The sequence below is a fragment of the Enterococcus sp. DIV0546 genome (assembly GCF_051712785.1).
GTDB classification, from domain to species: Bacteria; Bacillota; Bacilli; order Lactobacillales; family Enterococcaceae; genus Enterococcus; species Enterococcus faecalis.
In genome coordinates this window covers 782,666-797,053 of the sequence record NZ_JBIOPO010000001.1, presented here as the reverse complement: position 1 = coordinate 797,053, position 14,388 = coordinate 782,666, and the positions used below count along the sequence as shown (strand labels likewise).

Sequence of the window (14,388 nt, the reverse complement as noted above, 5' to 3'; positions counted from 1 at the left end):
GTTTTTTCAACATATTGATAAGAATTTTTTTCTATTGACAAACTTATTTCCGTCTATTATGATGTTTATTGAACATATAAGACACATATTAAACGGAGGTCACGCATGAAAAAGTTTATTTATTCTTTTAACGAAACACACAATGAAGGTAAAGAGACTCTTGGTGGTAAAGGGGCAAACTTGGCAGAAATGACACGCTTAGGTTTGCCGATTCCGCAAGGATTCACGATTACAACCCGTTGCTGTATGGACTATTTGGCAGATGCTACTTTCTTTGAAGAACACTTACAATCAGAAATTTTGAAAGCGGTTAAAAATCTAGAAACTGAAACAGGCAAATCTTTTACCGCGGACAATGAGATTCTCTTAGTTTCCGTTCGCAGCGGTGCTGCCTTCTCGATGCCTGGTATGATGGATACTATTTTAAATTTAGGTTTAAATGATCAACGTGTGAAAAAATTTGCGACCTTAACCTCTCCTGGTTTTGCTTTTGACTGTTATCGCCGACTTATTCAAATGTTTGGAGACGTCGTCTATCACATTCCCAAAGAATTATTTGACCAACAAAAAGAGCGCTTGGAACAAGAGCTAAACAAAAAAATCACCGCTTTTCAAGAAGAAGATCATTTTGCCTTGATTGTCCGCTACCAAGAAGTTTTTGAACAACATCAGGTGGTCTTCCCGCAAGACCCTGTCGCACAACTTTTTGAAGCAATCAAAGCTGTTTTTGATTCATGGAATAATCAACGTGCGGTGGTTTATCGAAACTTACATCATATTGCACATGATTTAGGTACAGCTGTCAACATTCAAGAAATGGTTTTCGGCAATCGTGGACTAGACAGTGGCACTGGCGTTGTTTTCACTAGAAATCCGGTCACAGGGGAAAATCAATTGTTTGGAGAGTTTCTTTTGAACGCACAAGGAGAAGATGTAGTGGCTGGTATTCGGACACCAGAACCTATTCGTCGTTTACGTTTGACTATGCCAAAAGTTTATCAAGATTTTCGCCATTACGCAGAACTTTTAGAATATCATTATCGTGACATGCAAGATATTGAATTTACCATTGAAAATGAAAAATTATATATTTTACAAACAAGAAACGGGAAACGAACCGCCGCAGCTACGGTTAAAATTGCTTTAGACTTAGCCAAAGAAAATCGTATTACTAAACAAGAAGCACTGTTGCGTGTGACACCTGATACGATTGATCAATTAATTCATCCCGTGTTTGATCAAGAGAAACGACAACACATGGAACGCTTAGCTATGGGACTTCCTGCTAGTCCTGGTGCAGCAAGTGGCCAAATTGTTTTTACAGCAGAAAAAGCCAAAGAACTAACCAATCTAGGAAAGAAAGTCATTCTTGTTCGTCAAGAAACTTCACCAGAAGATATTGAAGGCATGGTTGTAAGCGAAGCAATTGTGACCAGTCGTGGCGGAATGACTTCTCATGCCGCTGTGGTTGCACGAGGAATGGGAACTTGCTGTGTGACTGGTTGTGAAAGTTTAACCGTTAATGAAGAAACCAAGCAACTACACTGCGGGCCACAAGTCATCTTAGAAGGAACAATCATTTCCGTCGATGGCTCAACGGGGGAAATTTATCTTGGCGAAATTCCTACAATTTCTGCTGATAATAACGATGACCTTCAAGAGCTCTTGTCTTGGGCAGATGCGTATGCTGATTTAACTGTTCGTGCCAATGCAGAAACTACACAAGATTTAGAGACTGCTATCCGTTTTGGCGCAGCGGGGATTGGTTTAGCGCGAACAGAGCATATGTTTTTCGGTGAAGAGCGTGTCTTGGAAATGCGTCGCCTGATTTTAGCAGAGTCTGAAAAGGAAGCAACCTATGCGTTGGAGCAACTTCTTCATTTTCAACAGGAAGACTTTTATCAAATGCTGAAAGTAGTTCAAGACAAGCCCATGGTGGTCCGCTTGTTAGATCCGCCGATGCATGAGTTTTTACCTCATGAAAAGAATGATATTCAATTATTGGCGAAGCAACTACAACGGTTCCCAGTGACCATCGCCAAACAAATTGAACGGTTACAAGAAACCAATCCAATGTTGGGCCATCGTGGTTGTCGCTTAGGTGTGACCCAACCACAAATATACAAAATGCAAGTTACAGCCTTATTTACTAGTGCCATTCGATTAGTCAAAGAAGGAATTACTGTTTATCCAGAAGTGATGATTCCTCTAATCGCCGAAAAAGAAGAACTTCTCTATCTCAAACGCATTTTAAAAGAAACGATTGACGGTCTCTTTGAAGAACATAAAATGACTCCTTTCCCTTACGAAATCGGGACAATGATTGAACTACCTAGAGCTTGTCTGATTGCGGATCAGTTAGCAGAAGAAGCAGACTTTTTCAGCTTTGGAACAAATGATTTAACACAAATGACCTATGGTTTTTCTCGTGATGATATCGGTAAATTCATTAATACGTATCGGGAAAAGAAAATCATTACCCAAGATCCGTTTCAATCACTAGATCAAACAGGTGTTGGTCAACTGATTCAATTAGCTGTAGAGAAAGCGCGTCGCACTAAACCAAACATGAGTATTGGCGTATGTGGAGAAGTCGGTGGTGATCCGCAATCCATCACATTTTTCCAAACACTTGGCCTAAACTACATCTCTTGCTCACCTTATCGGGTACCTATTGCGAAACTCGCAGCTGCCCAAGCCAAAATTTTAACCGAACCGGCTGTGACTGAAGAACAAATGGTCCTTCTTTAATTTAACGTGTGTAACAAATGATTCATCCTTACAAGATAAAAAGTGCTAGGAACATCAGTCGAAACGGCTGATGTTCCTAGCACTAAATTTTAAGATCAATGATTGCACTCTGGTTATTTTCTTATAAACGCAGCATCTTTTATCAAGGGGTCTGTTACATCTGATACATATCTTTCTACTTTCATATGCAAATCATATTTTTCTCTAAGTTCCGTAATACGGGTCATCATTGGAGAAGCGTGGTGTTTGTCTAATGCTTCCTGATCTGTCCAACTATCAATCAGCAGAACTGTTTCTTCATCGTCCATTGGAAAAAAGTATTCATAGCGACTATTCCCTTTTTCTGCACGAATTGCCTCTACAATTCCGCTGGCAATCATTTCTTTGGCAAATTCTCTTGCACCCCCATTTGTCCCACTATAATAAATATTTATAGTAATCGCCATCTGTCTTCCCCCCTAAATTTACTTGCCTTTTTACGTTCCCGACTGGAATTGAACCAGCGACCTACCGCTTAGGAGGCGGTTGCTCTATCCTACTGAGCTACGAGAACAATCTGTTTTAATTTTAGAAGTCTTCACTACATCTGTCAATAGACAAAAAGAAAGTATCCTGCATAAACAATTATGCGAGATACTTTCTTTCAGTGAAACACGTCGTTCTTTTATCTATTATTTTTTTTGCCGCCGATCAAGAATCATTTTTCCTAAATAATAAAGTCCTGTCGCAATAGCTATATATTGCCCAATTTTATTATTGCGTGCAACTTTTTCTTGTTTCGTTTTCGCCATTGTCCCCATCACCTTTCTAAAATAATTCTTTTTACATTTTTATTATAGTAGGTTCTGTCATTTTTTGCGAATAAACACACTTTTAAAAATAATCTTCTAAAATTGGCATACCTTTGACTAAACGTTGGCCTAAACGTTGAACTGTCGTTGCGTCTCCTTGCAAGCGTTCATAAAAAGATAACGTCTCTGCTGAACGATAGCCCAAGAATAATTGCGTCCACGTTTGGATATCTGCTTTCAAAGCAGCAGTCCCTTCCTTTTCCACAGCACCTTTAGTCACTGTCGCTTTTCCTTGTTCGTCAATTGTGATTGTCCAAATACCTTCATTCCATGGCCCATAGGAATCTTCAATCTCTAAAGAATACGTTTCTTTTTCTCCTGATTGAAATGGATACTTTTCCAGAAATGTTTGTAACTCAACAATTCGTGCCATCATGTAAGGTAAAATTTTTACAGAAGCTGCTGGCGTTGGCATTAAATCATTTAAATCTTTTCCAGCAAAACCATTAATCCAATGGAACGATTGAACGGAACCACTATGTGAGCCAATAAACCCAGCTAAAGCTTTAAAAGCTGTATTAGTTAAATAGTTCCATTCTACGATTTCAAAGGTGCCAGCAGCTATCCGATAAATCACATAGCCTTCTGCTTTCCCTTCTGACGAATAATATATCGCTTGATTATTTGGTTTACTGGCACGATTCAGCGTATAATCCAGCCACCAAGTTTCACGGATCACACCACCAGAGTGCGCTCTTTGATTTTCAAGGTATACGTCTTTAATGACCTCTTTACCGTCAGCCCAAGAAACTCGTTTAATGGTACCTGGAACTCGTTTAACACGTGGCCAATCTTCCGTTTTAATTGTATACTCCGCTTGTTCAAATGTTTGTTCATAGCCATATTGACGATAAAATGGATATGAAAACGGTGCTAAGTAAGAAAGGGCAACCTTTTGTTTCGCTAAATCAGCCAACATTTCTTTCATAATAGCAGAGATGCCGCCTTCACCACGATATTCTGGATAAGAAGCCACATAGCCAATTCCAGCCATGGGATAGCGGACACCATGGAAATTCACTTGAAAAGGTGTCGCCATCACTTGACTTGTTAATTGCTCATCAATTAGGAAGCCATAGCTTTGCGTATGTGACAACAATTTTTCAAAACGTTCTTGGCGTTCCGCCGTGGGTTCCTGATTAAAAGCATAGATGACAAGATCAAACATCTCTTTCATTTCTTCTTTGCCCATTTTTTTGACTCTTTTAGTTGTCATTTTCTTTCCTCCTCGCACATTGTATCAATTCATTTTATCACAGAAACGGTTCTCTTTCTAAAAGCCGTTATTTGCTGTCATTTCTTTGAACCAACGACCGCTTTTCTTAATGGTCCGTTTCGCATCATCATCTAAATCCACAGCGATGAAGCCGTAACGATTTTTATAGGCATTGAGCCAAGACCAGTTATCCATACACGTCCACATATGATATCCTTGAACGTTACTACCTTCTTGAATCGCTTGATGCACCCATTTCAAGTGATCCTGCACGAATTCAATCCGATAATCATCTTCAATGACTCCTTGTTCATTGACAAAGCGTTCTTCTCCTTCTACGCCCATGCCATTTTCTGAAATGTAGCAGCGAATGTTGCCATAATTTTCTTTTAAATTCATTAATGTATCATAAATACCTTTTTCGTAGATTTCCCAGCCACGGTAAGGATTCATTTTTTTGCCAGGCATATCGTAGACATCATAAAAATCTTCTGGAAGTAAGCCTTCTGGTCGTGTTTCAACAGGTGTTTCTTTTGCTTTGGCACGACGTGGTTGATAGTAGTTTACTCCTAATAAGTCCACAGTATTTTCAGCAATTATTGCTAAATCTTCTGGCGTTGTTTCTGGCAACAAGTCATTTGCTTTCGCCCAAGCAACCATATCTTCTGGAAAATGACCTTTAACAGCCGGGTCTAAAAACGAACGGTTAAAGAAACCATCGACAAATTTAGCCGCATTTACATCGGCTTCGTTGTGCTCATCACGAGGATAAGTCGGCGTTAAGTTTAAAATAATGCCAATTTCACCTGATAAGTTCATAGAGTGATAGACGGCAATCGCTTTGGCACTAGCTAAAGCTTCATGATAGAGTACTTGAATCCCTTCTTTTAGATTCACTTTATCAGGATAATGCCAGCCATAGAGATAACCACCTTCAACTGGTACAATTGGTTCATTGTGCGTAAACCATTTTTTCACGCGATCGCCAAACAATTCAAAACAGGTTTTGGCAAAGTCAACATACAAATCAACCACTTCACGGCTTTCCCAACCGCCTTTTTCTTGAAGTACCATCGGCATATCAAAATGATACAAGTTCATAAAGGGCTCAATCCCGTGTTCTAATAAATCATCAATGACTTGATTATAAAAATCAACTGCTGTTTGATTGACTTTTCCTGTTGTAGGATCTGGAATTAAACGGCTCCATTGAATGGATGTTCGAAAAGAGTTATGTCCCGTTTCTTTCATTAACTGAATATCTTCTTGGTATTTTTTATAAAATTGTGAGGTCTTATCTGGACCGACTTGTTGAAAAAATTTTTCTGGCGCTTCTTGATACCAAAAATCCCAAATATTTTGACCTTTACCATCACCTTCAAAAACGCCTTCTGTTTGAGGACCGCTGGCTGCAGAACCCCACCAAAAATTTTCTGGAAATTGATATTTCATGTTGTTTGCTCCTTTACGATTTAATCATTAAAAAAAGGATTGAACCCTCCGTAAGAGTCCGGACGATTCAATCCTTCGATTTTTTACTCAGCTGCTTCTGCGGCTGCTTCTTGTTTCAAGTATTGATCTGTTGCTACTTTTACGAAAGGCATGTAGATCAAAATAGAAATCAATAAGTTAACAGCTGCTAAAACTCCGCCGGCGATACTCTTCGTTGCTAAAAATCCGCCAATAATTGGTGGTGTTACCCAAGGTGGCATAAAGGTTGCAGCTGGTACTAAACCAGTTGCTGTCGCCACATACGCAACAGTTACAAGAACCATTGGGACTAAAATGAATGGGATAAACATGATTGGGTTTAAAACAATTGGTAAACCGAACATGACTGGTTCATTAATATTAAATAGTCCTGGTGCTAAACTTAAGTTTGTAATGACTTTGTATGGTTTGTTACGACGACCTACGATAAAGATAGCAATTAACAGACCTAATGTTGCTCCTGTTCCACCTAAGTTTACAAATGAATCAAAGAAAGGTTTGTTTACAATGTAAGGAATTGCTTTACCTGCTTCTAAAGCTTTAATGTTCGCATCAATCGCTGGTACGTTGATTGTTTGCATTAATGGGTCAACCATGTTGGCACCATGTAAACCAAAGAACCATAAGAATGGTGTAATGAAAGCTAACAATAATGCTGATGGGTAGCTGTTTGCAAGTCCCATAAATGGTTGTTGAACTGCTTCATAGAATGAAATAACGATATTGTCAATTCCTAAAGCAAATAGAATTGATGTAATTAAACTAAATAAACTGATTGTAATCATTGCTGGTAATAATGCCGCAAATGATTTTGCTACTGCTGGTGGTACACCATCAGGCATTTTGATAACTAATTTAGGATTGCCAGATAAACGTTGGAATAGTTCTCCTGAAATAAGTGCAATAATCAAAGCAATAAATAATCCAGTTGCGCCCATGCCTTCTAAGCCGCCAACTGCGAAGAATGAAGCTACAGAAACTGTACCGGCTGCAATGCCGTCTTTTCCATAAGATTTAACTAAATTGTGTGCTACTAAAAAGGCTACTAAAACGGCAAAGATTGCGAATGTACCGTTCCAAATGTTGCCACCAAAGCTTTTCCAAATTGGTGCATCGTTATACATCATTGGGAAAATTTTGTTTAAAAAGTCCTCATATCCTGGAATTGGAATATTATTAATTAATACCGCCAAAGCCCCTAAAATCATTAATGGCATCGTTACGACAAACGCGTCACGAATTGCTACCAAGTGCCGTTGCGCTGCGATTACTGACGCTTTCGGCATAAAGTGTTTCTCCATCCATTGAACAAATCCGTCCATTGTTATTCCTCCTAATTAACGCTTTCTCAAGCGCGTTTTTCTTATAAGACGTATTGACAACGAGATTACTCGTTATCAATACGGCGATAAAGATCGATAATTTCTTTTGCTAAATCTGTAAATGCAATCGCAGTCATTAAATGATCTTGACTGTGCACTGTTAACAATGTTACTTGCATGTTATTGCCTTTTGCTTCTTCTGTTAACATTCCTGTTTGCGAATGATGTGCATGTACAAGTGATTCTTCTGCATCTGCAATTTTTTTGTCTGCTAATTCAAAATCCCCCGATTTTGCTGCGGCAATCGCTTCCATTGCATCGCTTTTAGCATTTCCGCCATACATGATTAAACCCATGATTGCTTCTAAGTTCTGTTGTCCGTCCATTACCTCTACCCCATTTTCTGCTCTAGTTTGATGATCCCATTAATGAAATTGCTTGATCTAAAACTTTTTCGCCATTCATCATGCCATAGTCCGCCATGTTAATTACATCTAAAGGAATCCCTTTTGGTTGTAATTTTTGTTCAAATTGTCCTTTCATGAAACGAACTTGTGGGCCTAATAATAAAACATTTACCTCTTTATTTTCCAAGTTTGTATCTGCTTCAGAAGCCGATACTGCAAAGATGTCTGCTTCCATGCCACGATCTTCTGCTGCTTTTTGCATTTTTGTTACTAATAAACTTGTGCTCATTCCTGCGGAACAAACTAACATAATTGTTTTTTTGGCCATTTTCCTTCATCTCCTAAATTCTCTTTGTTTTGCTTTACACCTTTATATAAGCAAGAAGCGTGCCAAGTTTTAACACATTGAAAACCTTGATATGACAACGTTTTTCAACATAGAAAGCGTGTACACACTAAAAATAAAACGATTACACACAGCTTTTTTGTGTGCGTTTCCAAAATAATAGGGCAACAAAAGAAAGTGAGCGATAAGTCGAAACGACTCATCGCTCACTTTCTAAAGCTGAAGAGAATCAACTGGACAAAAGCCGCTTTTTCCCTTTAAGCAGTTTCCATCATTTTAAGCATTTTATAAAACTGTTTCTTTTTAAAATAACTTAAAAAGATACCTAATACTGCATCATTCAGTTTTTGTAACGCCCCATAAGAAACCATTGTTTCTGTATAACGCAGTTCACAGCTTTTTTCATCAATTGGCTGGAGCTCATACCGCACCGAGAAATCATTTTTAGTTGTGGATGTTCGAAATTGATAGGTCTTATTTTCTACAGCTTCTTCAATAACTATTTTCGCGCGACTATTTTTACTATATTCTTTGATATATTCAAACTTACGTAACTGCTTTCTTGTAAGAGTTTTGCCTGTTTGCTTACGGATATCAAAAATAACAGAATTCATTAATTGCGTGTAAAATTCATCTGCTGAAATAGTTAATGTTTTCGTAATTTCCATTACCGTTTCACCTCATCCTTTGTCGCCTCTTCTTCAGCAACTTTTTTTCCTTTAAAAAACAGGTAACCACCAAGTCCAATGAAAAAAATTCCCGTTGTCAGACTTAATAAATCATAGTTTAAGGAGCTGGGATTCAACGAATACAAAACAATCAAGAAGCCAATACTACATAAAAATAATCCATTTCTAATCATTTTCATCCATCCTATCTTTTTAGACTACCGTTGCTTGGAAGTATAAAACGCCACCCCAAGGTTGTTCCTTAATCAGCTGTTTTGCAACTTGTGCAGCAGTTTCAGGGTCTCCTTCAACTTCAAAAAATAACTTAATACCATTCTTTTCTTTAAAAGTAAATGTTTCATTTTCCCCTTGATATGCCTCTAATAAAGTAATAATTTCCTCTTGCTTCATTGCACTTGCAATCGAAATCATGCCGCTCGCTCCTTTCTATACAAGTAATTGCTGTTTTTATTGCCTATTGCTCACTTTCGCCTAATGCAGGATCCATTTTGTTAGCAGCGATAACAAACGGTGTCCAAATCAAGAAAGTGACTACCATACATACCAACGCTACGATTGGTGCGCGCCAGTCGGCACCTGTCGCTAAGAAAGATAATAGCAACGGCGGTGTCACCCATGCGACTTGTTGAGAAACTGGGGCGACTAGCCCAAGATACGTTGCAACCCAGCCAATTGTAGTAGCAACTAATGGCGCAATTACAAATGGAATAAACATAATTGGATTCAGAACAACTGGTAAACCAAACATAATCGGTTCATTGATATTAAAGATCCCAGGTCCTAATGATAATTTACCGACTGTTAAATAATCTGCTCGTTTGGAGAATAACAAGATTGCAATAATTAGGACGATTGTACCGCCTGAACCACCAAACCAAGCAAAAGCATCAAACGAACCACGGACCCACATGTAGGCTTTACCGTCGTCAATAGCGGCTAAAACCGCAGCTGTTCCTGTTTTTCCTTCATAACCTTTTTGGAAAATATCAATATTGATTAATTGTGCTTGTCCCCAAATTCCTTCAAGAACTGGTGCCAAAACGTTTGGACCGTGAATACCAAAGAACCAGAAAATTTGAACAAAAACCGTTACGATTAACACAGCGCCTAGTCCTTGTGATAACCCAAGGAACGGTTCCGCGATATATTTTTGAATTAAGTCAATTAATAATTGACCGCCTGAAAGTTTTGACACCGTAAAGTTAATAATTGCTACGACATACAATGCGATTGTTGCTGGTAAAATTGCCGCAAACGCTTTTGAAACTGCTGGTGGAACAGAATCAGGCATTTTTATTGTTAAATCCGCTTGCATTAATTTACAAAAAATAATGGTTGATAAAGCGCCCATAATCATCACTGTAAAGAAAGCGTTACCATTTAAATGATTGAGATTTAACCAACCCCATGGATTGACAGTCAATTGATTATTAGCAATTGACGCACCAATTTCTGCCCCATTAATTGCGTTGGCAATCTTTTCTGGCACTTTTACAGCTAATTCAGCTGTGTTATTTGGTGCAAAAGCAACACCTGAAATTAAGGTAGCTAAACTCACAATCCCACCAGCTAGCTCATTCACATTGTATGCTTTCGCTAAGTTATAGCCCCAAGAAAAAGCGAAAATCAAACCAGCGATAGCCAATGTACCATTCCAAACAAAACCATTAATCCCAATGATGACATTCAATACTGCAAAAATACCTTTGTCTGCTTCCAAACTTGCCGCATAAGTTGAGACAAACTCTTGGGGAAGATCTCGAATAATTGCGTTAATCATTACGGCGACTGATCCAGCCATTGTCGCAGGTAATGTACCAATAAAAGCATCCCTTAGTGCCACCAGATGTTTCTGTGCACCAATTTTTGCGGCAGTTGGTAAGATATATTTTTCCATCCATGCCATTAATCCGTTCATTTTTATTCCTCCTGTATCCATTTATATTTATTAAAAAGGCAGTAGCCTCATTAAACGAATGAATCGAGCGTACAAAATAAAACCTTTGGTAACATGCACTATCCTTATTTGCTATTCACTTTTCTTAAACCTTTTAATTCCTTATCCCATTAATGAGATTGCTTGATCTAAAACTTTTTCGCCATTCATCATGCCATAGTCTGCCATGTTAATTACGTCTAAAGGAATCCTTTTGGCTGTAATTTTTGTTCAAATTGCCCTTTCATGAAACGAACTTGTGGACCTAAAAGTAAAACATTCACCTCTTTATTTTCCAAGTTTGTATCTGCTTCAGAAGCCGATACTGCAAAGATGTCTGCTTCCATACCACGATCTTCCGCTGCTTTTTGCATTTTTGTTACTAATAAACTCGTGCTCATTCCTGCGGAACAAACTAACATAATTGTTTTTTTTGCCATTTTTTCTTCATCCCCTTAAAAGTTATGACGTTATACACTTTATTTATAGCAATAATTGTGCCAAGTTTTTTCTTCATTAAAATGCTGATATAACAGCTTTCATCATCAAAAAAAGCGTGCACACACTAAAAGAAAACGCTTACACACATGAAATTGTGTGTAATTTACAAAAAGAAAACATCAAGAAAAAAGAGAGCGTTTTCTCATTTCTTGATGTTTTTTATTTATTATTGTTTACTTTTAATTTCATTTTCTAAAAACATTTGGGTAACATGCGCAACTTCCGCTTCTGGAATCGTCACACGATACGCCCGTTCAATTAACATAAAATTCGTGCGTACGACATCGATTTCTAAACGATGTGTTTTAACATATTCCGCTAAGTTTGGAAAAGTTCTTGCTTCTTCTCCTTTAATTAAAGCATCTACCAGAAAAGCCAAATGAATCATGATTCCGGCATCCACCCCTGGTTCAACAATAATATGCATGTCTGTTTGTATTTGATGAACTGTTTTTTGTAACATGAGAATTAATTTTTGTAAGGAGTCCACAGAAGTAATGACGCCACTTAGTGAATGAACAATTGTATCAATCGCCACTTCATCACTAGCAATCCGTTTCAGTACATTTAATTTTTCATCATCAAAAATATCATAGACGGAAAAGAAAGGAATATTTTGATATTCAACATCCACAGTGCCCGCAATGGCCTTAATTTCATATTCTTCCATCAAGTTGTCGATATGCTTTTTGAACGTTTCTCGTTCAATAAATTGCATTTGAATCAGTTCCACTTTTGTTTCATCAATAACTGGTAAGATTCGTTGGTATAGTTTTGCGGCAACCCCTTCTCCTGTAAAGCACGTCACGATTACTGCTTTTTTTACGTTTTGACGTTTTTGCAGACTAGAGCGAAATTGTTCTCTCACAACGCTTTCAAAAGAAAGTTGAATATTTTGGTAAATGTCCTCTAAACTTCGTCCCACGCTTGCCATTCGAATAGCTTCTAAGACAATCATTGTACTCGTCATTGTAATCGCCTTCGTTCGGATACCTGTTTCTTCAAACAACATATTTCCAAACGAATTTAATGAACCCATATCCGTCAGTAACAAAATCCCATTATTTAACGATTCTTTTTGCGTAATTACTTGGTTTCGTAATTGTTCATACATTGTTTGAACTTCCATCGTTAACGGCATATTCATCGCTGTTCCGATTGATGTTCCTAAAAGTTCTTGGGCGGTTTTCAACATACTTGAGGCAGTAGAATCCCCATGCATTAAGACGAACACACCAACATTATTTTCTGGAGTTCTTTCTTCTTTACCGACATTAATAGATAAAAACATACTAATAAAGCCAATTTCATCGAAAGGAATCTCTATGTTGTTCTCTTCTTCAATAATAGAAGATAAATCTAAGGCTACTTGAAATTCTTTTTTCATGTTTTTACGGACATTATTTAAATCAGGATGGACAATCACGTGACCTTCTTTGACACGTTCAATCGTACTTTGTAAATGAAGCGCAAAGGCAAAGCGTGCTGTTTCATTGTACGTGTGTTCCAAACGCTCTTCTGCGATATCATAAAGACGATTCGTTAAGTCCCAAATAGCTTCTGGTAATAACTCCTTATGTAAAGAATGTTGGGTTAATTCTTCGACATAATTTTTAAAATACGCATTCATATCTTTAGAAATCAATTCTTCTAAATCAACATTTTCTAAGTCTGCTTCGGACAAATCAGCGACTTTTTCTTCGATTTCATTGTAAACTTGCATGTCTCTAGCTGGATCTTGCGACCAAACAATTTTGTTGGTACCTGGCTGGAAAGATAAATAATTACTTTTACTATCGACAAATTGATCCAAGCGCTCAGGCACTTCTTTAATTTTTAATAATCCTTTTTGGACAGGTAACGACAAATCCCGTTTACGGATAACCAAGTGTTCTAAATTGTGCGTCCGATAATAAAGAAATGACTTAGCACAAACTAATTTTAAGTCCCGCTTCACCTGACCAATATTTCCTTCTGCATCGTATAACATGAACGCCAAAACTGCTTCGCGTTCGATATCAATTTGTTGGCCCAAACGTGTTGCCTCTTGCTGAATAAATAACGAAATGATGGCATAACGCTCATCTAGCGTCCGTGCATCTAAAGATGGTAATGTAATCGACATCGGAATCCGCCGATTAAAAGTGGTTAAAAAGTTTTCTGAGGATTCCGTTGTCGCACCAATAATTTGAACAGAGGCTTCATAGGTTTGACCACTTTCTCCTAATGGACGGTACACGCCTTTATCAATAAACGTAAAGAGCATTTCTTGACCTTCTGGCGGTAAGCGATGAATTTCATCTAAAAAGAGAATCCCGCCATCTGCTTTTGCCATTAAGCCTGGACTATCTTCATTCGCACCAGTATAGGCGCCTTTTTTTACGCCAAAGATATGACCAAATAATAATTGTGGGTTTTGTGCATAATCAGCACAATTAAAAGAGACAAAAGGGGCATCTTCATCTAAGGTTTTTGAATCAATGGCAAAACGGTACATACATTCAGCAAAAAGAGATTTCCCTGTTCCTGTTTTCCCAAAAATAATCGTATGCAAACCTCTTGGTGGATATAAAATAGCCGCCTTGGCCTGCTGAATACTCACTTTTAAAGAATCATTGGCACCTACTAATGTGTCAAAACTAACAGAGGTGGACTCATCTACATGGACTTGTTCTCCTTCATTGATTATTGGCACTGAATAGATAACAGGACGTCCAGTACTTCTAGTAATTTTCTTTTCTTTGAATAATTCATTTAAATAACGGCTGGCATTACTGCGATCAATCATTAACTGTTCTGCTACCGCTCCTGCCGTTAAGCCAGTTTCATTTTTTTGAAGTAACGCTAAGATTTCTTCCTTCCGAGATTTCATGGAATC

The 14,388-nt window shown here is 37.9% G+C and carries 12 protein-coding genes, 1 tRNA gene and 1 pseudogene; 1 reads left to right on the top strand and 13 read right to left on the bottom strand.

Features of this window, described 5'->3' with window-relative positions:
* Positions 1–105 precede the first annotated feature (105 nt).
* Complete coding sequence (gene ppdK, locus IGJ24_RS03855) at positions 106–2,751, top strand: pyruvate, phosphate dikinase (protein ID WP_002361422.1); 2,646 nt, start codon at positions 106–108, stop codon at positions 2,749–2,751.
* Positions 2,752–2,864: 113 nt separating this feature from the next.
* On the opposite strand, the gene IGJ24_RS03850 is transcribed toward ppdK, so the two are convergent.
* From IGJ24_RS03850 to IGJ24_RS03790, 13 genes and pseudogenes are all read right to left on the bottom strand, one after another.
* A complete protein-coding gene (locus IGJ24_RS03850) occupies positions 2,865–3,197 on the bottom strand; it encodes a putative quinol monooxygenase (protein ID WP_010777500.1) in 333 nt (110 codons plus the stop codon).
* Positions 3,198–3,230: 33 nt separating this feature from the next.
* A tRNA-Arg gene (locus tag IGJ24_RS03845) sits at positions 3,231–3,304 on the bottom strand.
* A 320-nt stretch (positions 3,305–3,624) separates the two neighbouring features.
* Positions 3,625–4,818, bottom strand: a complete 1,194-nt coding sequence (locus IGJ24_RS03840; RefSeq protein ID WP_002378142.1) for a GNAT family N-acetyltransferase — start codon at positions 4,816–4,818, stop codon at positions 3,625–3,627.
* Positions 4,819–4,875: 57 nt separating this feature from the next.
* Positions 4,876–6,270: a glycoside hydrolase family 1 protein gene (locus IGJ24_RS03835; RefSeq protein WP_002355921.1), complete on the bottom strand. Its 1,395-nt coding sequence runs from the start codon at positions 6,268–6,270 to the stop codon at positions 4,876–4,878.
* Between the two features lie 83 nt (positions 6,271–6,353).
* Complete coding sequence (locus IGJ24_RS03830; RefSeq protein WP_002355920.1) at positions 6,354–7,631, bottom strand: PTS sugar transporter subunit IIC; 1,278 nt, start codon at positions 7,629–7,631, stop codon at positions 6,354–6,356.
* Positions 7,632–7,696: 65 nt separating this feature from the next.
* A complete protein-coding gene (locus tag IGJ24_RS03825) occupies positions 7,697–8,017 on the bottom strand; it encodes a PTS lactose/cellobiose transporter subunit IIA (protein ID WP_002355919.1) in 321 nt (106 codons plus the stop codon).
* A 22-nt stretch (positions 8,018–8,039) separates the two neighbouring features.
* A complete protein-coding gene (locus tag IGJ24_RS03820; RefSeq protein ID WP_002355918.1) occupies positions 8,040–8,366 on the bottom strand; it encodes a PTS sugar transporter subunit IIB in 327 nt (108 codons plus the stop codon).
* A 275-nt stretch (positions 8,367–8,641) separates the two neighbouring features.
* Entirely contained in the window at positions 8,642–9,052 is a 411-nt protein-coding gene (locus IGJ24_RS03815; protein WP_002355917.1) for a DUF3284 domain-containing protein, read from the bottom strand.
* On the bottom strand, positions 9,052–9,252 hold the full coding sequence (locus IGJ24_RS03810) for a DUF3188 domain-containing protein (RefSeq protein WP_002355916.1): 201 nt from the start codon (positions 9,250–9,252) through the stop codon (positions 9,052–9,054). The genes IGJ24_RS03815 and IGJ24_RS03810 overlap by 1 nt, the downstream gene beginning before the upstream one ends.
* A gap of 13 nt (positions 9,253–9,265) precedes the next feature.
* The gene (locus tag IGJ24_RS03805; RefSeq protein ID WP_002355915.1) at positions 9,266–9,484 is read right to left on the bottom strand and encodes a hypothetical protein; all 219 of its coding nucleotides are present in this window, start codon (positions 9,482–9,484) and stop codon (positions 9,266–9,268) included.
* 43 nt (positions 9,485–9,527) lie between these two features.
* Positions 9,528–10,991 carry a PTS sugar transporter subunit IIC gene (locus IGJ24_RS03800; RefSeq protein ID WP_002364646.1) on the bottom strand — a complete coding sequence of 488 codons (1,464 nt, stop codon included), beginning with the start codon at positions 10,989–10,991 and terminating at the stop codon, positions 9,528–9,530.
* Between the two features lie 141 nt (positions 10,992–11,132).
* Positions 11,133–11,449, bottom strand: a pseudogene (locus IGJ24_RS03795) (PTS sugar transporter subunit IIB).
* Between the two features lie 227 nt (positions 11,450–11,676).
* A complete protein-coding gene (locus IGJ24_RS03790; protein ID WP_002395747.1) occupies positions 11,677–14,382 on the bottom strand; it encodes a sigma 54-interacting transcriptional regulator in 2,706 nt (901 codons plus the stop codon).
* Positions 14,383–14,388: the final 6 nt, after the last annotated feature.

What these genes read in the sequence shown, in the direction of transcription:
- IGJ24_RS03800 (WP_002364646.1), bottom strand. Translation starts at nt 10,991, where the DNA reads ATGAACGGATTAATGGCATGGATGGAAAAATATATCTTACCAACTGCC.
- IGJ24_RS03790 (WP_002395747.1), bottom strand. Translation starts at nt 14,382, where the DNA reads ATGAAATCTCGGAAGGAAGAAATCTTAGCGTTACTTCAAAAAAATGAA.
- ppdK (WP_002361422.1), top strand. Translation starts at nt 106, where the DNA reads ATGAAAAAGTTTATTTATTCTTTTAACGAAACACACAATGAAGGTAAA.
- IGJ24_RS03850 (WP_010777500.1), bottom strand. Translation starts at nt 3,197, where the DNA reads ATGGCGATTACTATAAATATTTATTATAGTGGGACAAATGGGGGTGCA.
- IGJ24_RS03825 (WP_002355919.1), bottom strand. Translation starts at nt 8,017, where the DNA reads ATGGACGGACAACAGAACTTAGAAGCAATCATGGGTTTAATCATGTAT.
- IGJ24_RS03840 (WP_002378142.1), bottom strand. Translation starts at nt 4,818, where the DNA reads ATGACAACTAAAAGAGTCAAAAAAATGGGCAAAGAAGAAATGAAAGAG.
- IGJ24_RS03820 (WP_002355918.1), bottom strand. Translation starts at nt 8,366, where the DNA reads ATGGCCAAAAAAACAATTATGTTAGTTTGTTCCGCAGGAATGAGCACA.
- IGJ24_RS03835 (WP_002355921.1), bottom strand. Translation starts at nt 6,270, where the DNA reads ATGAAATATCAATTTCCAGAAAATTTTTGGTGGGGTTCTGCAGCCAGC.
- IGJ24_RS03810 (WP_002355916.1), bottom strand. Translation starts at nt 9,252, where the DNA reads ATGAAAATGATTAGAAATGGATTATTTTTATGTAGTATTGGCTTCTTG.
- IGJ24_RS03815 (WP_002355917.1), bottom strand. Translation starts at nt 9,052, where the DNA reads ATGGAAATTACGAAAACATTAACTATTTCAGCAGATGAATTTTACACG.
- IGJ24_RS03830 (WP_002355920.1), bottom strand. Translation starts at nt 7,631, where the DNA reads ATGGACGGATTTGTTCAATGGATGGAGAAACACTTTATGCCGAAAGCG.
- IGJ24_RS03805 (WP_002355915.1), bottom strand. Translation starts at nt 9,484, where the DNA reads ATGATTTCGATTGCAAGTGCAATGAAGCAAGAGGAAATTATTACTTTA.